22 protein-coding genes, 1 tRNA gene and 2 pseudogenes are annotated in these 26,625 nt (G+C 58.6%); 7 read left to right on the forward strand and 18 right to left on the reverse strand.

Annotated features, from left to right (window positions below; all coding sequences use genetic code 11):
- Nucleotides 1-13: 13 nt before the first annotated feature.
- The 11 genes and pseudogenes from ASC74_RS11800 to ASC74_RS11850 form a co-directional block, all read right to left on the reverse strand.
- Nucleotides 14-1,969, reverse strand: a complete 1,956-nt coding sequence (locus ASC74_RS11800; protein ID WP_056741524.1) for an acetoacetate--CoA ligase — start codon at nucleotides 1,967-1,969, stop codon at nucleotides 14-16.
- 67 nt (nucleotides 1,970-2,036) lie between these two features.
- Entirely contained in the window at nucleotides 2,037-2,810 is a 774-nt protein-coding gene (gene hbdH, locus ASC74_RS11805) for a 3-hydroxybutyrate dehydrogenase (protein ID WP_056741525.1), read from the reverse strand.
- Nucleotides 2,811-2,817: 7 nt separating this feature from the next.
- On the reverse strand, nucleotides 2,818-4,209 hold the full coding sequence (locus ASC74_RS11810) for a GntP family permease (RefSeq protein WP_046048463.1): 1,392 nt from the start codon (nucleotides 4,207-4,209) through the stop codon (nucleotides 2,818-2,820).
- A gap of 305 nt (nucleotides 4,210-4,514) precedes the next feature.
- Nucleotides 4,515-5,929 (reverse strand): annotated as a pseudogene (locus ASC74_RS11815) (sigma-54 interaction domain-containing protein).
- Nucleotides 5,926-7,509: an ABC transporter ATP-binding protein gene (locus ASC74_RS11820; protein ID WP_056741526.1), complete on the reverse strand. Its 1,584-nt coding sequence runs from the start codon at nucleotides 7,507-7,509 to the stop codon at nucleotides 5,926-5,928. The pseudogene ASC74_RS11815 and the gene ASC74_RS11820 overlap by 4 nt, the downstream one beginning before the upstream one ends.
- A gap of 14 nt (nucleotides 7,510-7,523) precedes the next feature.
- The gene (locus ASC74_RS11825; RefSeq protein WP_056741527.1) at nucleotides 7,524-8,546 is read right to left on the reverse strand and encodes an ABC transporter permease; all 1,023 of its coding nucleotides are present in this window, start codon (nucleotides 8,544-8,546) and stop codon (nucleotides 7,524-7,526) included.
- Nucleotides 8,546-9,607, reverse strand: coding sequence for a microcin C ABC transporter permease YejB (locus ASC74_RS11830; RefSeq protein WP_056741528.1), 1,062 nt, complete (start codon nucleotides 9,605-9,607; stop codon nucleotides 8,546-8,548). Before ASC74_RS11830 ends, ASC74_RS11825 begins: the two co-directional genes overlap by 1 nt.
- Nucleotides 9,607-11,475, reverse strand: coding sequence for an extracellular solute-binding protein (locus ASC74_RS11835; RefSeq protein WP_056741529.1), 1,869 nt, complete (start codon nucleotides 11,473-11,475; stop codon nucleotides 9,607-9,609). The genes ASC74_RS11830 and ASC74_RS11835 overlap by 1 nt, the downstream gene beginning before the upstream one ends.
- A 135-nt stretch (nucleotides 11,476-11,610) precedes the next feature.
- On the reverse strand, nucleotides 11,611-11,892 hold the full coding sequence (locus tag ASC74_RS11840) for a peptidylprolyl isomerase (RefSeq protein ID WP_056741530.1): 282 nt from the start codon (nucleotides 11,890-11,892) through the stop codon (nucleotides 11,611-11,613).
- A 108-nt stretch (nucleotides 11,893-12,000) separates the two neighbouring features.
- Nucleotides 12,001-12,882: a lipase family alpha/beta hydrolase gene (locus ASC74_RS11845; RefSeq protein ID WP_056741531.1), complete on the reverse strand. Its 882-nt coding sequence runs from the start codon at nucleotides 12,880-12,882 to the stop codon at nucleotides 12,001-12,003.
- 288 nt (nucleotides 12,883-13,170) lie between these two features.
- Nucleotides 13,171-14,259, reverse strand: coding sequence for a 3-deoxy-7-phosphoheptulonate synthase (locus ASC74_RS11850; protein WP_056741532.1), 1,089 nt, complete (start codon nucleotides 14,257-14,259; stop codon nucleotides 13,171-13,173).
- A 625-nt stretch (nucleotides 14,260-14,884) separates the two neighbouring features.
- Here ASC74_RS11850 and ASC74_RS11855 point away from each other — a divergent pair.
- The 7 genes from ASC74_RS11855 to ASC74_RS11895 all read left to right on the forward strand — a co-directional run bounded on the left by ASC74_RS11855 (nucleotide 14,885) and on the right by ASC74_RS11895 (nucleotide 20,571).
- On the forward strand, nucleotides 14,885-15,643 hold the full coding sequence (locus tag ASC74_RS11855; protein ID WP_056741533.1) for a carbon-nitrogen hydrolase family protein: 759 nt from the start codon (nucleotides 14,885-14,887) through the stop codon (nucleotides 15,641-15,643).
- Entirely contained in the window at nucleotides 15,643-16,086 is a 444-nt protein-coding gene (locus ASC74_RS11860) for a GNAT family N-acetyltransferase (RefSeq protein WP_056741534.1), read from the forward strand. The genes ASC74_RS11855 and ASC74_RS11860 overlap by 1 nt, the downstream gene beginning before the upstream one ends.
- Nucleotides 16,087-16,212: 126 nt before the next feature.
- On the forward strand, nucleotides 16,213-16,854 hold the full coding sequence (gene gacA, locus ASC74_RS11865; RefSeq protein ID WP_008015884.1) for a response regulator transcription factor GacA: 642 nt from the start codon (nucleotides 16,213-16,215) through the stop codon (nucleotides 16,852-16,854).
- 2 nt (nucleotides 16,855-16,856) lie between these two features.
- Nucleotides 16,857-18,680, forward strand: a complete 1,824-nt coding sequence (gene uvrC / locus ASC74_RS11870) for an excinuclease ABC subunit UvrC (protein ID WP_056741535.1) — start codon at nucleotides 16,857-16,859, stop codon at nucleotides 18,678-18,680.
- A gap of 32 nt (nucleotides 18,681-18,712) precedes the next feature.
- Nucleotides 18,713-19,273 carry a CDP-diacylglycerol--glycerol-3-phosphate 3-phosphatidyltransferase gene (pgsA, locus tag ASC74_RS11875; protein WP_008150904.1) on the forward strand — a complete coding sequence of 187 codons (561 nt, stop codon included), beginning with the start codon at nucleotides 18,713-18,715 and terminating at the stop codon, nucleotides 19,271-19,273.
- A 62-nt stretch (nucleotides 19,274-19,335) separates the two neighbouring features.
- Nucleotides 19,336-19,411: transfer RNA gene (locus ASC74_RS11880), tRNA-Gly, on the forward strand.
- An 890-nt stretch (nucleotides 19,412-20,301) separates the two neighbouring features.
- Entirely contained in the window at nucleotides 20,302-20,571 is a 270-nt protein-coding gene (locus tag ASC74_RS11895) for a hypothetical protein (RefSeq protein ID WP_056741537.1), read from the forward strand.
- 7 nt (nucleotides 20,572-20,578) lie between these two features.
- Here the strand turns inward: ASC74_RS11895 and ASC74_RS30985 are convergent, their stop codons facing one another.
- From ASC74_RS30985 to ASC74_RS11920, 7 genes and pseudogenes are all read right to left on the reverse strand, one after another.
- Entirely contained in the window at nucleotides 20,579-20,770 is a 192-nt protein-coding gene (locus ASC74_RS30985; RefSeq protein ID WP_156400814.1) for a hypothetical protein, read from the reverse strand.
- Between the two features lie 65 nt (nucleotides 20,771-20,835).
- Nucleotides 20,836-21,702 (reverse strand): patatin-like phospholipase family protein, encoded by an 867-nt coding sequence (locus ASC74_RS11900; RefSeq protein ID WP_056741538.1) that lies wholly within the window; start codon nucleotides 21,700-21,702, stop codon nucleotides 20,836-20,838.
- Between the two features lie 546 nt (nucleotides 21,703-22,248).
- Nucleotides 22,249-22,395 (reverse strand): annotated as a pseudogene (locus tag ASC74_RS31770) (cation:dicarboxylate symporter family transporter); the annotation flags it as partial.
- Between the two features lie 120 nt (nucleotides 22,396-22,515).
- Entirely contained in the window at nucleotides 22,516-22,725 is a 210-nt protein-coding gene (locus ASC74_RS11905; protein WP_056741539.1) for a hypothetical protein, read from the reverse strand.
- A 178-nt stretch (nucleotides 22,726-22,903) separates the two neighbouring features.
- Nucleotides 22,904-23,896 (reverse strand): LacI family DNA-binding transcriptional regulator, encoded by a 993-nt coding sequence (locus ASC74_RS11910; protein WP_056741540.1) that lies wholly within the window; start codon nucleotides 23,894-23,896, stop codon nucleotides 22,904-22,906.
- Between the two features lie 75 nt (nucleotides 23,897-23,971).
- Nucleotides 23,972-25,474 carry a glycoside hydrolase family 32 protein gene (locus tag ASC74_RS11915; RefSeq protein WP_056741541.1) on the reverse strand — a complete coding sequence of 501 codons (1,503 nt, stop codon included), beginning with the start codon at nucleotides 25,472-25,474 and terminating at the stop codon, nucleotides 23,972-23,974.
- Nucleotides 25,471-26,616 carry an ABC transporter ATP-binding protein gene (locus tag ASC74_RS11920; RefSeq protein ID WP_056741542.1) on the reverse strand — a complete coding sequence of 382 codons (1,146 nt, stop codon included), beginning with the start codon at nucleotides 26,614-26,616 and terminating at the stop codon, nucleotides 25,471-25,473. The genes ASC74_RS11915 and ASC74_RS11920 overlap by 4 nt, the downstream gene beginning before the upstream one ends.
- Between the last annotated feature and the right edge of the window lie 9 nt (nucleotides 26,617-26,625).

The following is a 26,625-nucleotide window of genomic DNA, read 5'->3' on the forward strand; positions in this document are numbered from 1 at the left end:
CCTGCATGATCGTTTAAGTGTCGAGTTCCGGCCGATCCCGAAACTGCTCAAGCGCTTCGGGATTGGCCAGTGCATCGGTGTTCTTGACCTTCTGCCGATGCACCACATTCCTCACCGCCAATTCAACGACCTTGCCGCTGATGGTGCGTGGTATATCGGTTACCGCGACAATCTTCGCCGGCACATGCCGCGGTGTGGTGTTGGCGCGGATGACCTGGCGAATCTGTTGTTGCAGCGCTTCGTCCAGTTCGACGCCCTCGCGTAATCGCACGAACAGCACCACCCGCACGTCATCCTGCCACTGCTGACCGATGGCCACGCTGTCCAGCACTTGCGGGACTTTCTCCACCTGGCGGTAGATTTCCGCGGTGCCGATGCGCACGCCACCGGGGTTGAGCACGGCGTCGGAGCGTCCGTGGATCATCATCGCGCCATGGGGCAATTGTTCTGCGTAATCGCCTTGCGCCCAGACACCGGGGAACTGACTGAAATACGAGGCGCGGAGCTTTTCCTGCTGAGGATCATTCCAGAACCCGATGGGGATTGCCGGGAAGTGCCGGGTGCACACCAGCTCACCTTTTTCGCCGATCACCGGCTGGCCGTCGTCGTTCCAGACTTCCACCGCCATGCCCAGGCTTTTGCCTTGTATCTCGCCACGGCGTACCGGTTGCAGCGGATTGCTGTTCACAAAACATGAAACGATGTCGGTGCCGCCGGACATTGAGGCCAGGCACAGGTCAGGCTTGAGGTCGCGGTAAACGTAGTCGTAACTCTGCGGCGTCAACGCGGATCCGGTGCACAGCAGGGTTTTGAGGCTGCTCAGGTCATGACTTTCGCGAGGTTTGATGCCGCTGCTTTCCAGGGTCGCAAGGTACTTGGGGCTGGTACCAAAGACACTGATGCATTCGTCGTCGATCAGGTCGATCAGGCGCTCGGGGGCGGGATGAAATGGCGAGCCGTCGTACAACACCACCGCGCTGTCCACGGCCAGCGCCGAGACCAGCCAGTTCCACATCATCCAGCCGCAGGTGGTGTAGTAGAACAACCGGTCGCCGGGACCGAGGTCGCAATGCAATCCGTGTTCCTTGACGTGTTGCAGCAACACACCGCCGGTGCTGTGAATGATGCATTTCGGCACGCCGGTGGTGCCGCTGGAATAGAGGATGTACAGCGGATGCGCGAAGGGCACCGGGGCGAAATCCGGTTCGCCACCCACATCGTAGAAATCATCCCAGAGCGTCACGTTGGCCCGGGTATGGAAGTGTTCGATGTGCGCTTGCGGCCGGGCGTAAGGCACGACAATCAACTGCTGCAAGGACGGCAAGCGTTCGAGGATTTCATTGACCTTGGAGGTCTGGTCGATGTCCTTGCCGGCATAGCGGTAACCGGCGCAGGTGATCAGCACTGTCGGCTCGATCTGGCCGAAACGGTCGATTACGCCCTGGGTGCCGAAGTCCGGTGAGGAGCAGGACCAGATCGCTCCCAAACTAGTGGTGCCGAGCATCGCCACCAGGGTTTGCCAGGTATTGGGCATGCACGCCGCGACGCGGTCACCGAGGCCGACACCGGCGGCTTTCAAGCTGTTCTGAAACCCGGCGACATGCTCGGCCAGTTCTGCCCAGGTCAGGTGTTCACGCTGGCCGTTCTCGCCGATGGCAATGACCGCTACGGCATCGTCGCGACGGCGCATCAGGTGTTCGGCGAAGTTCAAGGTAGCGCCGGGAAACCATTGGGCGCTGGGCATTTGCGCGCCCTCCACCAGCACAGCGTCCGGTTGATCGTGGAAACGGATGTCGAAGAAATCGACGATGGCCTGCCAGAACGCTTCACGCTGATCGATGGACCATTGATGCAGGGCAGGGTAGTCGTCGACGTGGAGGTTGTGTCGCTGATTGATGAAGCGCCGGAAAGCCTCCATGCGGGTCTTGTCGATGCGCTTGGCGCTGGGTTGCCAGAGGATGTCGGACATGGCTTGCCTCTTCTTTCTTATGTGTCAGATCGTTCCCACGCTCCGCGTGGGAACGATCATCTGTGGGTTACTGCGCCAACCATCCACCATCGATATTCCACGCCGCGCCACGCACCTGGCTACCGGCCTCACTGCACAAAAACAACACCAGCTCGCCCAATTGTGGCGGCGTCACAAACTCCAGCGACGGCTGCTTCTCGGCCAGCAAATCATGCTGCGCCTGTTGCGGGTCGATCCCTTTGGCGATGCGATCATCGATCTGCTTCTGCACCAGCGGCGTCAACACCCAACCCGGGCAGATGGCGTTGCAAGTGACGTTGGTGGTGGCCGTTTCCAGCCCGACCACCTTGGTCAAACCGATCACCCCATGCTTGGCCGCCACGTATGCAGCTTTGCCCACGGACCCAACCTGACCGTGCACCGAAGCAATGTTGATGATCCGTCCCCAGCCCTTGGCGCGCATGCTTGGCAGGCTCAAACGGGTGCTGTGGAATACCGACGACAGGTTGATCGCAATGATCGAATCCCAGCGTTCTACCGGGAAGTCTTCCACCGGCGCCACATGCTGAATACCGGCGTTGTTGACCAGGATGTCCACGCCGCCGAACTCACGCTCGGCGTAGGCAATCATGTCGGCGATCTGCTCAGGGTTGCTCACGTCAGCCGGGTGATGGCCAACCTTGCCACCGAATTGCTCCACCTCGGCAATCACCTTGGACGCATCACCGAAACCGTTGAGGATCAGGTTGGCGCCAGCCTTGGCCAGGCTGAGGGCGATGCCCAGGCCGATACCGCTGGTGGACCCGGTGACCAGTGCAGTCTTGCCCGAAAGAGTCGTCATGAATACCTCACACAATGCCAGTGGCGTAGAAAGTACCGATCACCACAAAAACCGCCAGGGTCTTGATCAGCGTAATACAGAAAATGTCTTTGTAGGCTTCGCGGTGAGTCAGTCCGGTGACCGCCAGCAAGGTAATCACCGCACCGTTGTGCGGCAGGGTGTCCATGCCGCCACTGGCCATCGCGGCCACCCGGTGCAGCACTTCCAGCGGGATGTTGGCGGCATGGGCCGCTGCGATGAAGTCATTGGCCATGGCCGCCAGCGCAATACTCATACCGCCCGACGCAGAACCGGTGATGCCGGCCAGCAGGGTTACGGTAATCGCTTCGTTGACCAGCGGATTGGGAATGCTCTTGAGCCAGTCGGCCAATACCAGGAAACCTGGCAACGAGGCGATCACCGCACCGAAACCGTATTCCGACGCGGTGTTCATCGCCGCCAGCAACGAACCGCTGACCGCGCTTCTGCTGCCTTCGGCCAACTTGCCGCGAATCGCCTGGAAGCCGAACACCAGCACCATGATGATGCCGACCAGCAAGGCTGCCTGAACGGCCCAGATCGCCGTGAGTTTGGCGATGTCGGTGGTCACCGGCGCGGCCATGCCCGGCAGCGCGAGGCTGTGGGTCTTGCCGTACCACTGAGGAATCCACTGGGTAAACAGCAGGTTCATGATGCCGACGGCCAGCAGCGGCGACACTGCAATCCACGGATTCGGCAGTTTGATGTCGGCAGCGGTTTCCGGCTCGTTGCGCAGATCGGTGCCATACCCTTCACCGGCGTGCTGGGCCTTGTTGCGCTGGCGCTGCAGAAACAGCATGCCGGCGCAGACCACGAAGATCGCGCCGATCAAGCCCAGCCAGGGAGCGGCCCAGGCGGTGGTGTTGAAGAAGGTGCTGGGGATGATGTTCTGGATTTGCGGGGTGCCGGGCAGGGCGTCCATGGTGAACGAGAAGGCACCGAGGGCGATGGTCGCCGGGATGAGTCGCTTGGGAATATTGCTCTGGCGGAACATTTCAGCGGCAAATGGGTAGACCGCGAATACCACCACGAACAGCGACACGCCGCCGTAAGTCAGCAGGGCGCAGACCAGTACGATCACCAGCATCGCCTGACTCGTGCCGAGGAGGCGAATCGCCGCGGCGACGATGGAGCGCGAAAAGCCCGACAGCTCGATCAGCTTGCCGAACACTGCACCGAGCAGGAACACCGGGAAATACAGTTTGATGAAGCCGACCATTTTCTCCATGAACACCCCGGTGAACGCGGGGGCGACAGCGGAAGGGTCGGTGAGCAGCACGGCGCCGAGGGCGGCAATCGGGGCAAAGAGGATAACGCTGTAGCCACGGTAAGCCGCGAGCATTAGCAGCGTGAGAGCTGCCAAGGCAATGATCACACTCATGGTGTGTCTCCTGGATTGTTATTTTTTTAGGGTGGATCTTGGTGGGAGAGGGCTTTAGCGAGTTTCGTGCCAGGCATGCAACACATTGAAATATAAAGATATATTTTAAATGGAACATCGATTCTAGATTGTTTGTCTCTATTTTGAGACTTTTTCTGACAGGGCAGGCCCTTTCGCGAGCAAGCCCGCTCCCACATTTGACCGCATTCTTTTGAACGACTCGGTAGAAATGTGGGAGCGGGCTTGCTCGCGAAGAGCGCGCAGCGCTCCCGAGGCCGCGTCTAACAATAGAGACCTATGTCTCGTTACAGAGACTCAGCTATCCCCAGAGCCACCATCTTCTTGTACAACGTCGACCGCCCCAGCCCCAACCGCGCCGCCGCTTCAACAACCTTCCCGCTGCATTGCGCGAGGGCGGATTCAATCAACTGCCGATCAAACCGCTCTCGAGCCGCACTGAAAGTCTCATGCGCAACCGGCTCAATCGTTACAGGCGCCACGCGCTCTACCGGTGTGAACGTACCAATCGCCGCGCGGATATCGGTGGCATTCAGCATCAAGTCATCACTGAGCAGCGCCGCCCGCTCCAGCACGTTGCGCAGTTCGCGGATATTCCCCGGCCAGGCGTGCTGACCCAATAGCTCCAGCGCTTCACGGTTCAATTCGTGTTGACTGCGCAACTCCTCAAGGATCGCTTCACTGAGAGCCGGAAGATCGTCGAGTCGATCACGCAGCGGTGGGACCTGGATCGGCAGCACGTTGAGGCGGTAATACAGATCGGCGCGAAATTCACCGCGTTTGATCGCGGCTTCCAAATCCGTGGAGGTCGCGGCAATCACCCGCACATCGCTCTGGATCACTTCGTTGGAGCCGACTGGTTCGAATTCCTTTTCCTGTAATACCCGCAGCAATTTGCTTTGCAGTGGCAACGGCATGTCGCCGATTTCATCGAGAAACAGGGTGCCGCCCTGGGCGATCTGCAACTTGCCGGCACGGCCCTTGCGATCGGCGCCGGTAAACGCGCCGGGCGCGGTGCCGAAGAATTCCGCCTCCAGCAAAGATTCGGGAATCGCCGCGCTGTTGATGCTGACGAAGGCTTTGTGCGCCCGCGGCGACGCGCCGTGGATCGCCTGGGCCAGCAGTTCTTTGCCGGTGCCGGTTTCACCGAGCAGCAACACCGGAGACTCGGCGCTCGCGCTGCGCCGGGCGCGGCGTTTGACTTCGAGGCTGGCGGCACTGGTGCCGATGAAGTGCGCGAAGTTGTACTTGGTCTGCCGCGCTCGCAGCAGCGAGCGGGTGGAAGCCAATTCTTCCTGCATGCTCATGTAGCGCTTGAGCATCGGCGAGAGGCTGCGCAATTCGTCGAACAGTGCAAACCCGATGGCGCCGATCACCACGCCGGCGTCGTCGTGAATCGGCAGGCGCATCACCACCAGTGGTTCTTTGGGGGTGTCCTGCATGTCGAGCAAAATCGGCCGACCGGTGCGCACCACCTCGCGCAACAGACTGCCGGGATCACACTTTCGCAGGCCTTGCCGATTGCCACTTCCGCCGATTCCAGGCCAAAGCGCCGGGCATAACGCTCGTTCATCCAGACGATGTTCGCATCGCGGTCGACAATCACCGTGCCTTCGCTGGACTGCTCGATGATCTCGAACAACGAGCGGATCGCCAGCAAGCGAACGCGCTGATAGTCCTTGAGGCTTTCGGTGGTGTTCATCGGACGGCCCCAGAATGCGCCGCCGCCAACAGCTCCTTGGTATACGGATGCTGCGGCGAATCGAACACGTCGTGGCTGGCGCCGCTTTCCACGACTTTGCCGTCCTTGATCACGATCATGTCGTGAGCCAGGGCACGGACCACCGCCAGGTCGTGGCTGATGAACAGGTAGGTCAGGCCGTGTTTTTCCTGAAGTTGGCGGAGCAGGGCGACCACTTGTTTTTGCACCGTGCGATCCAGTGCCGAGGTCGGTTCGTCCAGCAGGATCAGCGCCGGTTTCAGTACCAGCGCCCGGGCGATGGCGATGCGTTGGCGTTGGCCGCCGGAAAACTCGTGCGGGTAGCGATGACGGCTTTGCGGGTCGAGGCCGACTTCCTCCAGTGCCCGAATCACTTCGGCTTTGCATTCGTCAGCCGTCAACTGGCTATGAACCTCAAGGCCTTCGCTGATGATCTGCGCCACGGACATCCGCGGGCTGAGGCTGCCGAACGGATCCTGGAACACCACCTGCATTTTTTTGCGCCACGGCCGCAGCTGTTTTTGCGTCAGGCCGTCCAGCGCTTCACCCTGAAAGCGAATGCTGCCTTCGGAATCGAGCAAGCGCAGGATCGCCTGACCCAGCGTCGACTTGCCGGAGCCGGATTCGCCCACAATGCCCAGCGTCTTGCCGCGCTGAATGTTGAGGCTGATGCCGTCCACGGCCTTCAGGTAGGTCTTGCGCTGAAACAGTCCGCCACCGAGGACGAACTGCACCCGCAAGTCATCTACCTCAAGCACGTTCTCGCGCTCGTCCCGGGGCAGTGCTTCACCTTCCGGCTCGGCATTCAGCAAGACGCAGCTGTAAGGATGTTTCGGTTCGGTAAACAGCGTTTCGCAAGGTGCCTGCTCGACGATTTCCCCGGCCTTCATGACGCAGACTCGTTGGGCAATGCTGCGCACCAGATTGAGGTCATGGCTGATCAGCAGCAGCGACATGCCGAGACGCTGTTGCAGGGATTTGAGCAGCAGCAGAATCTTGCGCTGCACTGTCACGTCCAGCGCGGTGGTCGGCTCGTCGGCGATCAGCAACTCCGGTTCGCAGGCCAGGGCCATGGCGATCATTACCCGTTGCCGCTGGCCACCAGACAATTGATGGGGATAGGCCTTGAGCCGCTCTTTGGGCTTCTGAATGCCCACCAGATGCAGCAACTCGAGTATCCGTGCTTGCGCCGCTTTACCGGCCAGGCCCTTGTGCAGCAACAGGGTTTCGCCGATCTGCTTTTCGATACTGTGCAGCGGATTGAGCGAGGTCATCGGCTCCTGGAAGATCATCGCGATGCGGTTACCCCGCAGCTCTCGCAGCACCTTGGACGAAGCACCGACCAGCTCCTGGCCACGGTAGCGAATACTGCCCGTGGTTTCGGTACCGGTCTCGGGCAGCAGTTGCAGGATCGAGTGAGCGGTCACCGATTTGCCGCAGCCCGATTCGCCCACCAGTGCCAGGCATTCACCGGGGCGGATGTCCAGGCACAGATTGCGCACCACGGTCTGGCCACTGAAGGCGACGCGCAGCTCACGGATTTCGATCAGGTTGTTACTCATATCAGCCGTCCGCGTCACGATCGTGGGTCAAAGGCATCTCGCAATGCCTCCCCGATAAACACCAGTAAAGAAAGAATCAGCGCCAGGGTGAAAAACGCCGTCAGCCCCAGCCACGGCGCTTGCAGGTTCTGCTTGCCTTGACCGATCAACTCGCCCAGCGATGCACTGCCGGCAGGCATGCCGAAACCGAGGAAGTCCAACGCTGTGAGGGTGGAGATCGCTCCGGTCAGAATGAACGGCAGATAACTCAGCGTCGCATTCATTGCGTTGGGCAGGATGTGCCGGACGATGACTTTACGGTCGGTCAGGCCCAGCGCCCGGGCGGCTTTGACGTATTCCAGGTTGCGTCCGCGCAGAAACTCGGCGCGCACCACGTCCACCAGGGCCAACCAGGAAAACAGCGCCATGATCCCCAGCAGCCACCAGAAATTAGGCTCGACGAAACCCGACAGGATGATCAGCAGGTACAGCACCGGCAGCCCCGACCAAACCTCCAGCAACCGCTGACCGATCAGGTCGACCCAACCGCCGTAGTAGCCTTGCAGGGCGCCGGCAGCGATGCCGATCAGTGCGCTGACAAACGTCAGCATCAAGGCAAACAGGATCGACACCCTCGCACCGAAAATCACTCGGGCCAACACGTCCCGCGCCTGATCGTCGGTGCCCAGCCAGTTGACCTTGGTCGGCGGGCTGGGCGCGGGTTGGTTGAGGTCATAGTTTGGCGTGTCGTCGCTGAAGGGGATTGGCGGGAACAGCATCCAGCCACCGTCCTGGTGAATCAGCTTTTGCACATAATCGCTGCGGTAGTCCGCCTGGAACGGCAACTGCCCGCCAAATTCCTGCTCGGTATGACGCTTCAGGGCCGGGAAGTAGAGGGATCCCTGATAGCTGACGATCAGCGGTTTGTCGTTGGCGATCAGCTCGCCGCCGAGGGTCAGCAGGAACAGGCCAACAAACAACCACAGCGACCACCAGCCGCGACGGTTTTTCTTGAAGCGCTCGAAACGACGAAGACCTAGCGGCGAGAGCTTGAACATCAGGCGTTCCTCGAGGCGAAGTCGATACGCGGGTCGACGAGGGTGTAGCAGAGGTCGCCGACAATTTTTATCAAGAGACCGAACAGCGTGAAGATGAACAGCGAACCGAATACCACCGGATAGTCCCTGGAAACCGCGGCTTCGTAACTCATGCGACCCAGGCCGTCGAGGGAGAAGATCACTTCGATCAGCAGGGAGCCGGCGAAAAATACGCTGATAAACGCCTGGGGAATCCCCGAGACCACCAGCAACATGGCATTGCGAAACACGTGGCCGTAGAGCACTCGGCGTTCGCTCAGACCCTTCGCGCGGGCGGTGACCACGTACTGGCGCGTGATTTCATTGAGGAAGGAGTTCTTGGTCAGAATGGTGAGCGTGGCGAACCCGCCGATCACCAGCGCCGTCACCGGCAATACCAGGTGCCAGAAGTAATCGGCGATTTTGCCCACGGTCGACAGCGATTCGAAGTTGTCCGAGACCAGCCCGCGCACCGGGAACCAGTTCAGCGAGGTACCGCCGGCGAAGACCACGATCAGGAACATCGCGAACAGGAACGCCGGCATGGCGTAGCCGATGACGATCGCCGTGCTGCTCCAGATATCGAAGTGGCTGCCGTGGTGCACGGCCTTGCGGATGCCCAAAGGAATCGACACCAGGTAGGTGATCAGCGTCGCCCAGAGCCCAAGGGAAATGGTCACCGGCATTTTTTCCAGGATCAGGTCGGTGACGGTCGCGCCGCGGAAAAAGCTCTTGCCGAAGTCCAGGCGCGCGTAGCTGGTGAGCATCAACCACAGGCGTTCGTGCGCTGGTTTATCGAAGCCGTATTGCTTTTCGATGTCCTTGATCAGTTGCGGGTCGAGGCCGCGACTGGATCGGGAGGTACCGGACATGCGTTCGCCGGAACCGCCGCCGACACTCGCGCCGCCGATGCCTTGCAAGTGCGCGATGGCCTGTTCCACCGGACCGCCCGGCGCGGCCTGGACGATGATGAAGTTGACCAGAAGAATAATCACCAGCGTCGGAATGATCAGCAACAGACGCCGCAGTATGTAAGCCCACATCAGTGCGGCCCTCCGGGTTTGCCACGGCTGATTTGCTCAGCGGTCATCTGTTGGTTGGTCAGTGGCGTGGTGCTGATTTCCCACCAGCTCTCGATGGCTTCGTCATTGCTCGCTTGCTCGTTGGGCCTGCCGAAACGATTCCACCACACGGTGGAGCTGCCCGGCGGGTAATAGTTGGGAATCCAGTAGTAGTTCCATTGCAGCACCCGGTCCAGCGCGTGGGCGTAGTGCAGCATTTCGGGTTGGGTGGTGGCGCGAACCAGCCCGGTGATCAGTGTGTCGACCGCCGGATTTTTCAACACCATGTAGTTATTGGCGCCAGGGTCGTTGGCCGAGACCGAGCCGAAGTAATTGAGCAGTTCACCCCCGGGCGACGTCGTGACCGGGTAGCCGGTGACGATCATGTCGTAATCGCGGCTCATCAGGCGATTCACGTATTGGGACGAGTCGATGCGGCGGATGTTCATGTCGATGCCGATCTGTTTCAGGGTGCGCTTATAAGGCAGCAGCAATCGGTCCATGCCGTTCTGGCTGACCAGGAAAGTGAAACTCAATGACATGCCTTCGGCATTGACCAGTTGATCGCCATCGGGTTTCCAGCCGGCCTGTTCGAGCAAATCGAGTGCCTGCAACTGTTTGTCGCGTATCAGGCCACTGCCATCGGTTTTCGGTGCCTGGAAAACCTGGGTGAACACCTCGTCGGGGATCTGCCTGCGCAGTGGTTCGAGAATCGCCAGTTCGCCGGCGTCCGGCAGTCGTCGGGCGGCGAGGTCGGTGTTGGAAAAGTAACTCTGCTGGCGGATGTACATGTCGCGCATCATCTGCCGGTTGCTCCACTCGAAATCCCAGAGCATGGCCAGTGCCTGGCGCACTCGACGGTCCTGGAACAGCGGGTTTTGCAGGTTGAACACGAAGCCCTGAGCCGTTTGGGGCGCTTGCGTTGCCAGGTGCGCCTTTTGCAATCGCCCGTCACTCAGGGCCGGGCTGTCGTAGCCAATGGAGTAAGCGGTGGCGGAGAATTCTCGGTTGTAGTCGTAGGCTCCGCCGCGCAGGACCTGACGGGCGACGTCGGTATCGCCGAAGTACTCGATGCTGAAACGATCGAAGTTGTAGAGGCCGCGGCTGACCGGTAAATCCTTGCCCCACCAATCGGCATTGCGCTCGAAGGTGATGCTGCGACCGGAGTCGACCTTGCTCACCCTGTAGGGACCGCTGCCCAGCGGTGGCTCGTAACCGCCACCATTGGCGAAGTCGCGAGTCTTCCACCAATGCTCGGGAAACACCGGCAAGGTCGCGATATCAAGGGGCAGGGTACGGTTTTCATTACTTTTCAAGTCGAACCGAACCGTTAGAGGTGATTCCACTTCGACGCCTTTGACGTCGGCAAATTGGGTGCGATAACGCAGGCTGCCCTGAGTCATCAACAGGTCGAAGGTGTAACGAACGTCTTCGGCCGTGATCGGTTTGCCGTCCGCGAAACGGGCCTTGGGGTTCAGATAGAAGCGCAGAAACAAACCGTCGTCCGAGCGCTCCATCTTCTGAGCCACCAGGCCGTACACGGTGTAAGGCTCGTCCAGCGAACGCTGGGCGAGGGGCGAGTAAAGCAGGCCGTCGATCTGTGTGACGCCAATGCCTTTGTCGATGTAGGGCAACATATGATCGAAATGACCGATTTCGACGGCCGAGCGGCGCATTGTGCCGCCCTTGGGGGCTTGCGGGTTTGTGTAGGCAAAATGACTAAAGCCGGCAGGATACTTCGCCGGTTCACCGTACACGGTCAACGCATGTTGCGGTGCGGCATTCACACCTGCGGCGCCCAACAACAGGGCCACGGCAGTGAACAATAAAGTAGGGAAAACCAGTCGCATTGTCAGCCTTAGAGCCGGGTGGTCAATAACCGCAATTTGTACGCTAGCGGCGCGTCCCTCGCCACTCGTATCACGTATCCGAAACACAACGGCCCACCAAAAGGCGGGCCGTTGTGCAGAAAACTCAAGGGTTGATCAGTCCTGACGGCTGGTCACTTCCAGCAGGTGGTAACCAAACTGGGTCTTGACCGGGCCTTGCACCACGTTGATCGGTGCGCTGAAGACCACTGCGTCGAATTCCTTGACCATCTGGCCTGGACCGAACGAACCCAGATCACCGCCCTGGCGGCTGGACGGGCAAGTGGAGTTGGCTTTGGCGACTTCGGCGAAATCAGCGCCGCCTTCGATCTGGGTTTTCAATTCGTTGCACTTGGCTTCGCTGGCAACGAGGATGTGACGGGCAGTGGCTTTAGCCATGGTGAAATACTCCTTTCAATGTTCAGTAAAGTGCGGAGCCTACCGGATTCAGTGGTCTATTTCTTCTCAAAGTTCCGTACAGATTATGCAGGACGGTACGGTATTCCTTTATAGGCCGGCATTTCTCAGGCGTTCCGCATGCTGCACATACAGGGCAATCGGGTCGATGCCCTTGCGCAGCGGACCGGCGGTCTGGCTGAGGCTGTCCAGATGATCCAGCGGGTAGTCGGAGCGGATGACTTTGCCCAAATGGGAGCTGTAGCGGCCAACCAGGCCATCGTTCTGCTCGGGTTCGGTGGTGAAGTATCGGGAAAAGGCGCGGAGGAACCCGTGCAGCGGACTCAGAGCATCAAGCCCTTTGTCGAGGATGTCGCCCTGCAGGGTGCCGCTCCAGGAGTAATAACGTACGCCGTCGACCCGTTCGCGACCCTTGCCACCCCAGGTTTTCGGCAACCCCTGGGGGTACTTGTCATTGAACGCGCCTACGCCTTCGGTGGTCAGGGCATTCAGCGCGGCGATGGCGTTCTGCGGCAGGTGACGGTGGCCGCTGAGCAACGATAGAAAGTCTGCAAACAACGTTGCAACCGTCTCGGCGACGTGTTCCGGCAGGCGCCCGGGTGTCAGCGCCTTGCGCAAGAAGTCAGCCAGTTCCGAGCCGTGATTCGGTCCGCTGACGGACGTCACCGAAGCGATTGCTTCCGGCGCTGTCGCTGCCGCATAACGTGCAGCGAGTGCGCCTTGGCTGTGGCCGATCAGGTTGACTTTGTTTGCACCGGTTCCTTCCAGTACCCGTTCGATCTGCGCCAGAAGTTGGTCGCCTCGAACTTCATTGCTATGGGTAGCCGACAAGTACGGGATAAACACTCTTGCGCCTGCACTCCTGAGGGCCTGCTTGACGTCATGAAAGAGTTCGACCTTGCCGATGCGATCGAAGCCGAAGAGCCCGTGGACCAACAGGATCGGATACTGAGTAGTTGCATTCCGTAGCATGTTCTTTCCTTTTTCGCAGTCGTTCAGAGGGGTGTTGATGGGCTCACTCTAAAGCACACCCGCTGTTCGGCGTTGTATGAAAAAGCCGCTGTAACCTGATGAAAACGGAATAGAAAATGTACGAAAGCTCGAAAGTAGATGAGGTCTTGTTCGGAATATTTGGACATCTTTTTATCTGTAACAGAGCGTTTTACTGCGATGGCCTACTTCGGGAACACCCTTTGCCTGTTAATCATGTCTCGATTCCGACGTCCAGTCCTCGATGGGAGGACTGGAAGATGGTGTGGCTCACGCCGATTGTTGATCCCTGCTCTGCGCTCTGAGCCGATCGGCGGCCTGGCGCAACAATGATTCCGTCCCGCTCCAGCCAAGGCAGCCGTCCGTTACGGATACGCCGTAACGCATTGACGGGCTCAGCGGTTGGCAGCCTTCGAACAGGTGACTCTCGATCATCATGCCGATCAGTGATCGATCACCTTGCAGGCGCTGTTCAAGCACATCGTTAAACACCGCTGGCTGACGCAACGGGTCTTTGCCGCTGTTGGCATGGCTGCAGTCGACCATGATCCGGGCCGGGATCTTCAGTTTGGTCAAATCGCTGTTCACCCGGGCGATGCTGTCGCGGTCGTAGTTCGGCCCGCGGTGTCCGCCACGCAGCACCAGGTGGGTGTCGGGATTGCCCGGCGTTTGAATGATTGCTGGATGCCCTTGGCTGTCGACACCGAAATGGCGATGCGGATGGGCAGCGGAGCGCATGGCGTCGCTGGCCACACCGACACCACCATCGGTGCCGTTCTTGAAGCCGACCGGCATGCTCAGGCCGCTGGCCATTTCACGGTGGATCTGCGATTCGGTGGTGCGAGCGCCAATGGCGACCCAGCTCAGCAGATCGTCGAAGTAGCCGGCAGCCATCGGTTGCAGCAGTTCGGTGGCAATCGGCAGTCCCAGGCGGAGCATTTCGCGCATCAACTCGCGGGACAACGTCAAGCCGCCGGCCATGTCGTCGCTGCCATCAAGCTGCGGGTCGTAGGCCAGGCCTTTCCAGCCGATGGTGGTGCGGGGTTTTTCGACGTAGGCGCGCATCACCAGCAGCATCTCATCGCTGACGTCGGCGGCGAGGCGGGCGAGGTTGCCGGCGTATTCGAGGGCGGACTGAGGATCGTGAATCGAGCAGGGGCCGACGATGACCAGCAGACGGGAGTCTTCACCGTTGAGGATCGCGCGAACCGCTTGGCGGTGGGCGGCGACTTGCTGGCTCAGGGCGTTGCTGAGTGGCAGTTGCTGTTTGAGTTGCAATGAGCTGGGCAGACGCAGGGTCAGTGCTTCATTGGCAGGGCTCAAGGTGGACAGCGGCAGTGCAGAGACGGACGAGTTCATATTCGGGCTTCCTGGGCTGGCGGCGGGTTCGTTCCCGCGCGCTCGGCCCTACTGGGGTGTTCGACAATTGGCCGGATTGGCTGCGTGTGTGTGCTTGCCACCTGTGGGTGACCGATCGGAGGCGGCAGGCTGTCCCGAGCGGAGGCTGCTAAATCGCCAGGCGGTAAAACTGTCGTAACGGTAATAAGTGGCGTAGTTCATTGTTGAATCCTCTGGTTGTCTGGTGTGTCGCTAAAAATGTGCGGGGCTGAAAAAACAAAACCCCCGGTCGGGAAGCCGACCGGGGGTTGAGAATTCTCTGGTGGCGACCCGTTTAAAGTGGGCGCCGTGTGGGTATCAGGCGCGCCAGTGGCTAAACCAATACCCAAAATAAAAGCTGACCGGAGCACAAACGTCATTCGCCCGGGCAGCCGCCACCGAGCGCAAGGCGCTGACGGTACGAAGCTGTGAGAGGGCGTTGAACATGATTTGTCTCCGATGAGTGCGCCGAGCTTACTCGAGGCCGGTACACGGATTCAATCAGAAAATGCTATCGATCACCGACGGCATTTTCTATCGCTTGAGTGCGTCGCCGGTTGTGACACACTTTGTGTTTCGCTTATGTACAACGTCACAAGGACGAACCATGACGCCACTGATCATTGCCGCTGCCCAATCGATCTCCATCGCCGGTGACCTTGCCGCAAACATGGTGTGGCATCAGCGCTTCATGCAACTTGCCGCGGAGCAGGGCGTGCAATTGCTGGTGTTCCCGGAGTTATCGCTGACCGGGTACGAGCGTGGACTTGCGGCTGAATTGGCCATTGCGCCAGACGCCGAGGTGCTGCAACCGCTACGGGATTTCGCGCGGGAAGTCGGTGTGACGACTGTCGTCGGGATGCCGATTCGCCTGTCGGAGGATTCGCCCGTATTGATTGGGGCGTTGGTGTTGGGCGCTGATGGATCGCTCGGGATCTACAGCAAGCAACATCTGCATCCAGGCGAGGAGGTTGCATTTGCGCCGGGAACCGGCGGTTCGACCCTGACCCTAGGTGCCGATACGGTCGCGTTGGCGGTGTGCGCGGATTTCTCCCACGCCAGTCATGCCGCCGCAGCGGCGCAGCAGGGCGCCGATCTCTATGCGGCGGGCGTGCTGATCACGGAAAACGGCTACGCCCCGGATACCGCGTTGTTGCAAGGCTACGCCAGCACTCATTCGATGGTGGTCCTGATGGCCAACCATGGCGGTGCAACGGGTGGCTGGGAATCGGCAGGACGCAGCGCGATCTGGGCGGCGGACGGCTCGCTGATTGCGTCTGCACCCGGAACCGGTAACCTGATGGTCGTTGCTCGACGCAACGCTGACGGCTGGAAAGGGCAATTAGTGGAGGTTGCATTGGGGTGATGGTATTTGAATTACGTCCGGCGACATCCCGGGACCTCGATTTCGCTCGTGAACTGACTCGCAACAACATGCTCCGCTATTACATTCAGCACGATCTGCTGTGGCAGGACGAAGGGTTCGATGTTGGCTGGGCCGGGCGCAAGAACTGGTTGATTGTAAGTGGCAGTACCGTGTTGGGCTTTTTCAGTCTGAGTCGTGACGCCCAAGCCCTGTACATCCGCGAACTGCACGTCCTCGAAGCGTTTCGAGGGCAGGGCGCCGGTTCCTGGGCGATTGATCAGGTATTCGCCATGGCGTGCCAGGAACGGCGTCCGGCATTGCGTTTGACGGTTTTTGAAAACAATCCCGCGCAAGCGTTGTATGAAAGAAAGGGCCTGAAGGTGGTCGGCACGGACGAGTGTTTCCTGAGAATGCAGCGTGATATCAATGCCTCGCCCGGCTGAAACACGCTTACGACAAGCCTTTCAAGATGTATTGAAACTTTTTATATGACGCTTGCCGCTAGGTCTGCCAGTTGCTTTTTGCTAAGGTGTCGGCAACCCAATAAGACCATTTCGCGAGGTGTCTGCTTGATTAGGGTGCTAGTAGTCGATGATCATGATCTCGTTCGTACAGGCATTACACGAATGCTGGCTGACATCGATGGCCTGCAAGTAGTCGGCCAGGCTGAGTCAGGCGAAGAATCCCTGCTCAAGGCGCGTGAGTTGAAACCCGATGTGGTACTGATGGACGTCAAGATGCCCGGCATCGGCGGTCTTGAAGCCACGCGCAAATTATTGCGCAGTCATCCGGATATCAAAGTCGTCGCGGTCACCGTGTGCGAAGAAGATCCGTTTCCGACTCGGTTGTTGCAGGCAGGGGCCGCGGGCTATCTGACCAAGGGCGCCGGATTGCCGGAAATGGTCCAGGCCATCCGCCTGGTGTTTGCCGGGCAACGCTACATCAGCCCGCAAATAGCACAGCAACTGGCGATCAAATCCTTCCAGCCGACCAATGATTCGCCTTTCGACGCCTTGTCGGAGCGGGAAATCCAGATCGCGCTGATGATTGTCGGCTGTCAGAAGGTCCAGATCATTTCCGACAAACTGTGTCTGTCGCCAAAAACCGTGAACACTTACCGTTACCGCATTTTCGAAAAGCTTTCGATCAGCAGCGATGTCGAGTTGACGCTGTTGGCGGTTCGTCACGGCATGGTCGATGCCAGTCTCTGAAAATGACTGAAGTCTTCGATCCAAGCGCCTTTCTGTCGACGGTCAGTGGGCGTCCCGGTGTGTATCGCATGTTCGACAGCGAGGCACGCCTGCTCTACGTCGGCAAGGCCAAGAACCTCAAGAATCGCCTGTCGAGTTACTTCCGCAAATCCGGTCTTGCGCCCAAGACCGCGGCGCTGGTCGCACGTATCGCTCAGGTCGAAACGACGATTACGGCCAATGAAACCGAAGCCTTGTTGCTTGAGCAGACGCTGATCAAGGAGTGGCGTCCGCCCTACAACATCCTGCTGCGCGACGATAAATCCTACCCCTACGTCTTTCTCTCGGATGGCCAGTTCCCTCGCTTGAGCATCCATCGCGGTGCAAAAAAGGCCAAGGGCAAATATTTCGGCCCTTATCCCAGCGCCGGTGCGATTCGCGAAAGCCTGAGCCTGCTGCAGAAGACGTTTTTCGTTCGTCAGTGCGAAGACAGCTATTACAAGAACCGCACACGTCCTTGCCTGCAGTACCAGATCAAACGCTGCAAGGCGCCCTGTGTCGGGCTGGTGGAACCTGAGGTATACGCTGAAGACGTACGGCACTCGGTGATGTTCCTTGAGGGGCGCAGCAATGCGCTGACGGATGAATTGTCCGCAGGAATGGAAGAGGCGGCGATCAATCTCGAGTTCGAACGTGCGGCCGAGTTGCGGGATCAGATTTCATTACTGCGCCGGGTCCAGGACCAGCAAAGCATGGAAGGCGGGACGGGCGATGTCGACGTGATCGCAGCGTTTGTCAATCCGGGTGGTGCCTGCGTTCATTTGATCAGTGTGCGTGGCGGGCGGGTGCTGGGGAGCAAGAACTTCTTTCCTCAGGTGGGTATTGAAGAGGACGTTTCCGAAGTCATGGCGGCGTTTCTCGGCCAGTACTTCATCAGCAGTCCCGAGCGCGACTTGCCGAGCGAACTGATCGTCAACGTGGTTCACGAAGACTTCCCGACCCTGATCGCGGCCATCGATGAGCTGCGCGGTCGCGAATTGACCATCAGTCATAGGGTTCGTGGTACGCGAGCACGTTGGCAACAGTTGGCGGTCACCAATGCCGAGCAGGCGCTGGGAGCGCGACTGGCCAACCGTCAACACGTTGCTGCACGTTTCGATGCCCTGGCGGAAGTGTTGAACCTGGATGAGCCACCGCAGCGCCTGGAGTGTTACGACATCAGTCACTCCAGTGGTGAAGCAACCGTGGCCTCCTGCGTGGTGTTCGGCCCCGAAGGTCCGATCAAGTCCGACTACCGTCGCTACAACATTGAAGGCGTCACCCCGGGCGATGACTACGCCGCGATGCACCAGGCCCTGACCCGACGCTTCAGCAAACTGAAAGACGGGGAGGGCAAGCTACCGGACATTTTGCTGGTGGACGGTGGTAAGGGGCAGCTGTCCATGGCCCGCGACGTGCTCAATGAACTGGCCGTGCCTGATCTGATTCTGCTGGGCGTAGCCAAGGGCGCCACGCGCAAGGCCGGTTTCGAAACCCTGTACCTGAACGATGCCGCCCACGAATTCACCTTGCGCGGCGATTCCCCCGCGCTGCATTTGATCCAGCAGATACGCGACGAGGCTCACCGTTTCGCAATTACCGGGCACCGCGCACGCCGTGGGAAAACTCGCCGCACGTCTACACTGGAGGGCGTTGCCGGTGTCGGACCGACCCGTCGCCGCGATTTGTTGAAACATTTTGGTGGATTGCAGGAGCTGTCTCGTGCCAGCATCGAAGAGATCGCCAAAGCACCCGGGATCAGTAAAAAGCTCGCAGAGTTGATTTATGCCAATCTGCACAGCGAGTAGAATGCCCCCTCACCTCGTAGCCAGTTGTGCCGATGAATATCCCTAATCTGATTACCGTACTACGCGTCCTGCTCATTCCGATCTTCATTTTACTGTTCTACCTGCCGTACCAATGGAGCTACCTGGCGTCCGCCTCGGTGTTCGCATTTGCCGCCGCCACAGACTGGCTGGATGGGTATCTGGCCCGCCGACTGGAACAAAGCACACCGTTCGGGGCTTTCCTCGATCCCGTGGCTGACAAGCTGATGGTCGCCGTTGCGTTGGTATTGCTGGTGCAAGAACATGGCAACCTGTGGCTCACGCTGCCGGCCGCCGTGATCATCGGTCGCGAGATTGTCGTCTCGGCACTTCGCGAATGGATGGCCGAACTCGGCGCCCGCGCTCACGTCGCGGTGTCGAACCTGGGCAAATGGAAAACCGCCGCGCAAATGCTGGCGTTGGTGATCCTGCTGGCCAATCCGTCGGATTTCACTTTCTGGGTGCTGCTGGGTTACGCCTTGCTGCTGATATCCGCGGGCCTGACGTTGTGGTCCATGGTCCAGTATTTGCGGGCTGCCTGGCCGCATCTGAAGACCGATGTGGAAAAGAAATAAACTTTTTTGAATCAAGGGGTTGACGGGGCATCTGGATTCTATAGAATGCGCCACACCAAGACGCGGGAATAGCTCAGTTGGTAGAGCACGACCTTGCCAAGGTCGGGGTCGCGAGTTCGAGTCTCGTTTCCCGCTCCAAATATAGAAAAAGCGCCACTCATTGAGTGGCGCTTTTTTTTGCGCGTTGATAAGGGAGCAGTATTGAAAAAAGAGGTTTCGGCGTCTTTTTTCGTTCTAGCGAGCTCTGTTGAAAACCACCACCAGCCACGTTTTTTGTACGTTAAAACGTACGTCGAAATCTTGGTCTCCTTCAGCGTGCCTCCGTGACTGACGAACCCCCGTCACTTTCCTCCCCAAACCGTTTCATGGATGAAGATCCGCTTGCCGATGTAGTCGTCGATCAGCCAGACCTTGCCACGCTGATCGACTTCCATGCTGGCGTAACGGTTCGTGACTTCGTCTTAGAAGAGCCGGCGACCGTGGTCGTCGATGATATGGATCGTCTGATTGACCTGCTCGGCGCGCTGCTGCTTCAGGGCGAGTTTGTTTTTTGTGGGCATGGAGGGAGCCTTGGCCGGTGTTCGGCTACAGTAGGTAGGTCATCGAAAAGGAGATCGAACATGCAATGCTTAATTTGCCAGGCTGCTTCTAAAATTGTTCACATGGCAGGGTGCTGGTCCGAGGTCAAATGCTCGGCCGGGTGTGGGCACTTTAGGGTCTCAGCGAACCTTGTTGCGAAGATGAAGTTCAAGAACGAATTCTTTGACGTTGAACGAACAAGGCAATGGCTCGGGATGGCTCGGAACGAGGGGCCAATGCCGTTGATATCGACCTACGATTACAATGTTGCTTTGTTGCATCATGCCACTAAAGAGCGATCTGACAGCTTGCCCAGTCGTTCTAGGAAATCGATGGCTGTGGAATAAATGGACTTCTGACTTCGATCCGCCTGGTCATGCCCGGGCGGTGGGTGGGCTGATGGAGGTAGGATCAGCTACAGTTGATAGGTCATTCACAAAGAGGTGCGTATGAGCATCACTGTCTGTGTCATATGTCGCGAGAGCGCCGAGAAAGCTTTTCCGGTGACCAGTTTTGATGAGTTTAAATGTCCGAACTGCGGCTACTACTCAGTCAATCGTCAGTTGATTGAGGAGATGACGGCAGCAAGGCAGGTCTTTGACACCGAGCGCACCCAGCAATACGTGTTGACCCATTCTCAGTCGGGCCAGGTGCCTGCGATTACGCGAATCGAAACTACGAAGCATCAATTGATTGTGGAGAACACGGGAAAAGGGTGAGGGCGGGTCATGCTGCCACCTGCTGCTGTTCCTGGCGCAAAGCTGTTTGCACCGCTTCGACGACTCGGCGCAGGTATGTGAACTTGTGGTATTCCTCTTTGGCGCGGTCACCGACGGGGTAGTGCCACTCTTCGCCGAACAATTCAGTGAGCAGCTCTTTCTCACGATGCACGCAACTACTAGCATCGTCTATCACCATGGTGTTGGATTCTCGCAATATTGCACTGAGTGTTGAGGGCCTCTTTTATAGGTAATTCACATCACTCAATGCTCATGGGCATGCGAATGGATGGTCAGGGCACCCGGTACTTTGGTGCGTTCAAGCCCCCCACGTTCCAGCCACTGGAGGGTCTGCTCATAGGCGCGCTGCAGCAAAGATTCGGTCTGGTCAAAGTTGAACACCGAGACATCCACAGGGCACAAGGGCGGGACGATGTGCAGGCTGGTGAGAGTGCGGAAGTGTTCGATGTCGCTCACCAGTTGGCGCATGCTCATCAGATTGACGGTGTGCAGGGCTAAGGCGACCAAACCTCGGGGCGGTTGTGTTAGGGCGCAACTCACACCGGTGGGGATTACCACGACATTGGTGGCTCCCAAGGCTACGGCAGTCGAAATAGGTGTATTGCTTGCCACGCCGCCGTCAACCAGGAACTGATCGGCGATTTGTACGCAGGGGAACACCAGTGGGATGGCAGCGCTGGCCAGTAACGCCTGCTCGAGTTCGCCACTGGACAAAACGGTCTCGGCACCACTGAGCAGGTCGGTGGTGACGATGTATAGGGGCAGCGCCGCATCCTCAATGCGATGAATGGGCAGTGCCTGACCCAGCAATCGGTTCAAGGCCGCCGGTTGCAACAGAAAACCACGCCGTTTGATCAGTCCTCTACAGGTATCGAGCCAAGAGAGGGGAAAGATGTCAGTTTTAGACAGGCCGAGCCAGAATCCTGCAAGCGCCTCGACGCCATCCGAATCGGGCCTTGCGGCAAAGTAGGCACCGTTGATAGCGCCTACCGAAGCGCCAACCACCATGTCGAATCGAACATTGGCCTCGACCAAGGCCCGTAACATACCCACCTGCACCGCACCCAAACTGCCGCCGCCAGCGAATACGATTGCGGTTTTGGTAGCCATGGTCGAAGTCTCTGTGCAGAAATGTATCGAATTAGTGTAGCTGGCGGGTCGGCGTTACTTCCGGATGCTCGCCACATGATCGAGACGTCGCAAGCTTGGAGTTTCGGACGATGCCGAATCCCAATGGAAACGGGATGAATGCGTATTAGAGCGCGCTTTTACTGCCAGACTGCGCCCATAGGTTTCAATATCTATGACCACGAAGAGAAACTACGTCTGAAGACAACCTATCAGGCCCGAGAAGGCGCCGAAGTTGAGTGTTAGCGACTTAACCTGGTGCGTCTTCAAAACGTACTTTCGGAACGGGAATCCACGACTGCGCTATAGGTATGCAACTGTCCTACAAAGTCATCCTACGGTTGGCGTTTCGAGTCGAGTGGATCAAAAGCTGTGGGATGCATGATTTCACTGCGCAGGGCTGAGCTTAGACAATTTATGACAGCGATTCGGGTTTACCAGGTGGTGAGGATGTCGTCGAACTTGGTATCTGAAAGAGCTGCCTTAGGCACTTCATGTTAACAGTGCCTAGGGCAGGATTTCTTAAGCTCAGGCTGGCGTAGCCTTCAGACAATGCGCAGCCCGGCCCTCCCATTTGGCGATTACCAACGGAGCCAACGCATTGCCAAGTACGTTCAGGGCAGTCGTCGGCATTTCCATTAGTCGTTAGACCCCGGCAATGAATGCAATGCCCTCACCGCACTGATCGCCAATTTGGATTGAATCAAAACGTGGCGCAGTTAGCGGTCGAATGCTGTGATTTTTCAAAACTATTACTGTGAGCATTTGAAGTGGGAGGAGCTCAGGCTAATCAGCTCACTCAGGCGTCATGAGCACCGCAAGCGTCATGTTGAAGAACTCTTCGTTCTCGCTGATCGTTTCTAGCGCTCCGCGTACGTTGCCGCCAACCTCATCCGCGCCATGCTGTTCGACCCAAAGCGTCAGCTCCATGATCGCGGCCTCGAGAGCCAGTTGATTCTGATTGATTTTGAGGAGTAGGGAAGGGAGTAGGTCTGCGTTCGATATTGTGATTCCTCCGTGGAAGAGGTCAGCGTAGTAAAGGCTTGAATCAGTCGGGAACGGTTTCGACGCTGCGAGTCAGCGCACCAAGCCATCGAAGCTGCCCGCCTAACAACTCTGGTGCGTGACAAGCTGGTGGCAAATCGAAAGCCAGTGGGTGTGCTATCACCAAATTAACTAATTCTTATAGTGATGCCCTGACCACCAATGGACAATCAACTGGCTGGGTTCCCGATACTTCAATGGTCTCGATCAGGTGCTGGGCAGCCTTACGACCGATCTCGTAGTACGGCAGTTGCACTGTCGTCAACGGCGGGATGAACAGCTCAGCGATACCGATCATATTGTCGTAGCCGAGCACGGCGACATCGTCGGGGATTTTCAGACCTCGGCCCAACAACAGCTGATAAGCACAAAACGCAATACGGTCATTGCCACAGATCAGAATGTCGAATTGGGGGCGACCTTCGATGATATGTCGGTCGAGGATGGCCGCGGTTTCACCGTAGGCGTCATGATCGGAAAGGTCGTATTGCAGGAGTGCGTCAGGCGCCAGGCCGAATGCCTGACAGGCACGTTGCAGGCCTTTTTGTCGCAAGCCCCAAGCCAGACTCTGTTTTGGCAGATTGATACACAGCGGGCGCCGATAGCCTTGGCTTAACGCGTGATGTACGGCTCGATACTGCCCCTTTTCGTCGTCTGGCACATAACTGACCAGGCGACTGTCATCGGCCAGGCAATTGGCGAGTACCAGGGGTTTGCTCTTCAAGCGCTCGGGAATGTTCACGTGGCGAAACCCCATGGCGCTGAAGATCAACCCGTCGGGACGGTGCGATAGCATCAGGTCGATATTCTGGTCGGTGGGCGGGTTGCTTAGCAGGTTAAGGATGAACACATTCCAGCCGGCTTGCTGCGCGGTCTGTTCGATGGACAGCAGCAGCTCGACGGCGAACGGTGTTGTCGCGGTGTCCAGCGCGAACACACCGATGGTTCGGCTCTGGAGGTTGTCGCCGCGCATCTTGCGCGCCGACAGGCTCGGTACGAATTGCAGTTCATCAATGGCGCGACGCACCCGCAGAAGGGTTTCGGGGCTCAGTTTTTCCGGGTTGTTGAGCGCTCGAGAAACCGTCATCAGGGACACGCCGGCCAGCTGTGCAACGTCTTTCACTGAAGTCATGCGAGGCGAGGCCGGTCAGGTTGACGCAGAATCATGACACATCGCCAGCGCTTCTCGCGACTCGAATGAGGCTGCTCATAGCCATCCCGAGGCGAGAGGCCATGCCCTGGGAATCGAGACACGTCCGCCACTCCCGCTGGCAAACAGCTTCACGCCCAGACTGTCGGGCCTCGGATAAAGGCGACTGCTGAGGGTGAAGTGTCCGTTTTCGTCGAACACCTCGATGGACGAGCGATCGAGAAACACGCGTAGTTCCAGTCGCTCTTGTGTCGGGTCTATCGACACGCTGCGTTGACCTGTGACTTGCGCACCCGAGCTGCTGCGGTCAAGCACCAGGCGCTGCAGTGACGCATCGTAGTAGAGCAGCGTTTCTTCCTGGCCATCGACGCTGCAGCGCAAGGCGATTCCCAAGTGGCCGTCGGTGCAGCCGAGCAAATCCAGATGCACGTGGATTTCGAGCATATCTCCATTCACTTCCGACACCCACCGGGTTCCCGCTTCATCCCACCAGGACGTACCCGGTAATGGGGTCTGGCGTAGAGCAGTGAGCTCCCGTGCCGGAAACACGCAAAGGCGATCGGCGCACAGTTCAAGTTCGCGCGGCAATCCGAGCATGCCGCACCAGTGATGGGCCTGGCTCGGCATCGGGCTTTCCCACATGTCGAGCCACGCCCACACAAGGCGCCGACCGTCGGCGGCCAGTAGCGTTTGTGCGGCATAGAAATCGTGGCCGTTATCCAACTCGATAAAAGGCCCGCCCGTGAAGTGCCATTCGCTGTCGAGTCGGCCCACTCGATAACCGGTCTGGTACTTGTTGAGCCGTTCGTAACCCTCGGGTTGCATGCCCTGGGGGGAGTACAGCAGCACATCGCGCCCGTTCAGTCGGAACAGATCCGGGCACTCCCACATATAGCCATCGCCCTCGCTGCCGCTGGACACATAATCAAGGAACTCCCAGGCGTGCAGATCCGTGGAACGGTATAGCGGCAGTAGCGGTTTATCACCCAGACGTGCGCCGGCAATGAGGTACCAATAGTCATCCTCCTGCCATACCTTGGGGTCACGAAAGTGCATGATCGTGTCTTGCGGCGCGGTCTCGATGACGGCGCCATGTTTGACGAACCGGATGCCGTCGATGCTGGTGGCCAGGCACTGGACTTGACGAATCAAGCGTTCGTCACCCACGTCCCCCAGCCAGGTGTGTCCGGTGTAGATCAGTGCCAGGGTATCGCCACACACCACCGCGCTACCGGAAAAACATCCGTCACGGTCGAAATCATCGCCGGGTGCCAGCGCAATGGGCAGGTGCTGCCAATGGACCAGATCGGCACTCTTGGCGTGCCCCCAATACATCGGGCCCCATTTCGCTTCGAAGGGGTAATGTTGATAGAACACGTGATATTCGCCACGAAAGTACACGACCCCGTTAGGGTCGTTCATCCAGCCTGTCGGGGGGGCGATATGATAACCGGGGCGATAATCCTCGATGACGCGAGACAGGCCGTCACTCAGTGCACGCTGCGCAAGGTCAAGGGAAGAAGACATTGGATCGCTCATGTTATTCGAAGACAAGGTCATAGGGCCGATGCTCGAACTGAGCGCAGAGAAACATCATTCGGCAGGTTTCCAATGGCTTGTGGGTGGCGCTCCAAGGCCGTGCCGCCGTCGTCGAACAGGTGCAGGTTGTCGATGTCCAGTTGCAGCTCGACCCGATCGCCTGCCAGCCAGCCGGCGCTGACTTCGCAACGACAGATCAGTGGCTCGTCCTGACCTGTTTCGAGATGCACATAGGTCTCGCTGCCCAGGTATTCGACCGCAGTCACGAGGACGCCGGCGGTTCCCTCCGCCGCTTTGAGCGACACATGCTCCGGGCGAATCCCCAGGCTCAGCGCCGTGCCTGCCGCCAGGTTCGAGCTGTCGAAGGGTAGGGACGTGATACCCCATACGAGGGTATCGACCAGGCTGGTTTCGCCTGGCGTCTGCAGGCGCGCCGGCAGAAAATTCATTCTGGGCGAACCGAGAAAACCGGCGACAAAGCGGCTGGCCGGGCGCTCATAGAGTTCGCGCGGTGAGCCGACCTGTTCTACGCGACCGCCATTGAGCACGACAATTTTGTCGGCCAGGGTCATCGCTTCAATCTGATCGTGGGTGACGTAGATCATGGTCGAGCCCAGTCGATCATGCAGTCGGGCGATTTCGTTGCGCATCTGCACCCGCAAGGATGCATCCAGGTTGGAGAGCGGTTCATCGAACAACAAAATGTCCGGCTCCCGCGCCATGGCTCTGCCCATGGCCACACGCTGACGCTGCCCTCCAGACAGTTCTTTTGGCTTGCGTTGCAGCAGTTTGTCCAATTGAAGGATTTGCGCTGTTTTCAGCACGCGCTCGCGCAGGCTGCTCTTTTCAGTCTTGGCCAGTTTGAGACCAAAGCTGATGTTGTCGTAGACGCTCATGTGCGGGTACAGCGCATAAGACTGAAACACCATGCCGACACCACGCTCGCGCGGCTCCAGGTCGTTGACGCGACGCCCGTCGATCAGCAGGTCGCCGCCGCAGATCGAATCCAGTCCGGCGATCAGGCGCAGCAGGGTCGACTTGCCGCAGCCCGAAGGGCCGACGAACACCACGAATTCACCCGCAGCAATCTCCAGGCTAACGTCGCGAAGAATCCGCACGCCGCCCAATTGTTTGTTCACGTTGTCCAGTTTCAATTTGATCACGATGCTGTT

It is taken from the genome of Pseudomonas sp. Root329 (assembly GCF_001424925.1).
Classification (GTDB): Bacteria; Pseudomonadota; Gammaproteobacteria; order Pseudomonadales; family Pseudomonadaceae; genus Aquipseudomonas; species Aquipseudomonas arabinosi.

Bases quoted from the DNA above. Each gene is read 5' to 3' on its own strand.
- ASC74_RS11800 (WP_056741524.1), bottom strand. From the start codon at position 1,969: ATGTCCGACATCCTCTGGCAACCCAGCGCCAAGCGCATCGACAAGACC.
- hbdH (WP_056741525.1), bottom strand. From the start codon at position 2,810: ATGACGACTCTTTCGGGCAAGACTGCACTGGTCACCGGGTCCACCAGC.
- ASC74_RS11810 (WP_046048463.1), bottom strand. From the start codon at position 4,209: ATGAGTGTGATCATTGCCTTGGCAGCTCTCACGCTGCTAATGCTCGCG.
- ASC74_RS11820 (WP_056741526.1), bottom strand. From the start codon at position 7,509: ATGAGTAACAACCTGATCGAAATCCGTGAGCTGCGCGTCGCCTTCAGT.
- ASC74_RS11825 (WP_056741527.1), bottom strand. From the start codon at position 8,546: ATGTTCAAGCTCTCGCCGCTAGGTCTTCGTCGTTTCGAGCGCTTCAAG.
- ASC74_RS11830 (WP_056741528.1), bottom strand. From the start codon at position 9,607: ATGTGGGCTTACATACTGCGGCGTCTGTTGCTGATCATTCCGACGCTG.
- ASC74_RS11835 (WP_056741529.1), bottom strand. From the start codon at position 11,475: ATGCGACTGGTTTTCCCTACTTTATTGTTCACTGCCGTGGCCCTGTTG.
- ASC74_RS11840 (WP_056741530.1), bottom strand. From the start codon at position 11,892: ATGGCTAAAGCCACTGCCCGTCACATCCTCGTTGCCAGCGAAGCCAAG.
- ASC74_RS11845 (WP_056741531.1), bottom strand. From the start codon at position 12,882: ATGCTACGGAATGCAACTACTCAGTATCCGATCCTGTTGGTCCACGGG.
- ASC74_RS11850 (WP_056741532.1), bottom strand. From the start codon at position 14,259: ATGAACTCGTCCGTCTCTGCACTGCCGCTGTCCACCTTGAGCCCTGCC.
- ASC74_RS11855 (WP_056741533.1), top strand. From the start codon at position 14,885: ATGACGCCACTGATCATTGCCGCTGCCCAATCGATCTCCATCGCCGGT.
- ASC74_RS11860 (WP_056741534.1), top strand. From the start codon at position 15,643: ATGGTATTTGAATTACGTCCGGCGACATCCCGGGACCTCGATTTCGCT.
- uvrC (WP_056741535.1), top strand. From the start codon at position 16,857: ATGACTGAAGTCTTCGATCCAAGCGCCTTTCTGTCGACGGTCAGTGGG.
- pgsA (WP_008150904.1), top strand. From the start codon at position 18,713: ATGAATATCCCTAATCTGATTACCGTACTACGCGTCCTGCTCATTCCG.
- ASC74_RS11895 (WP_056741537.1), top strand. From the start codon at position 20,302: ATGAGCATCACTGTCTGTGTCATATGTCGCGAGAGCGCCGAGAAAGCT.
- ASC74_RS30985 (WP_156400814.1), bottom strand. From the start codon at position 20,770: ATGGTGATAGACGATGCTAGTAGTTGCGTGCATCGTGAGAAAGAGCTG.
- ASC74_RS11900 (WP_056741538.1), bottom strand. From the start codon at position 21,702: ATGGCTACCAAAACCGCAATCGTATTCGCTGGCGGCGGCAGTTTGGGT.
- ASC74_RS11910 (WP_056741540.1), bottom strand. From the start codon at position 23,896: ATGACTTCAGTGAAAGACGTTGCACAGCTGGCCGGCGTGTCCCTGATG.
- ASC74_RS11915 (WP_056741541.1), bottom strand. From the start codon at position 25,474: ATGACCTTGTCTTCGAATAACATGAGCGATCCAATGTCTTCTTCCCTT.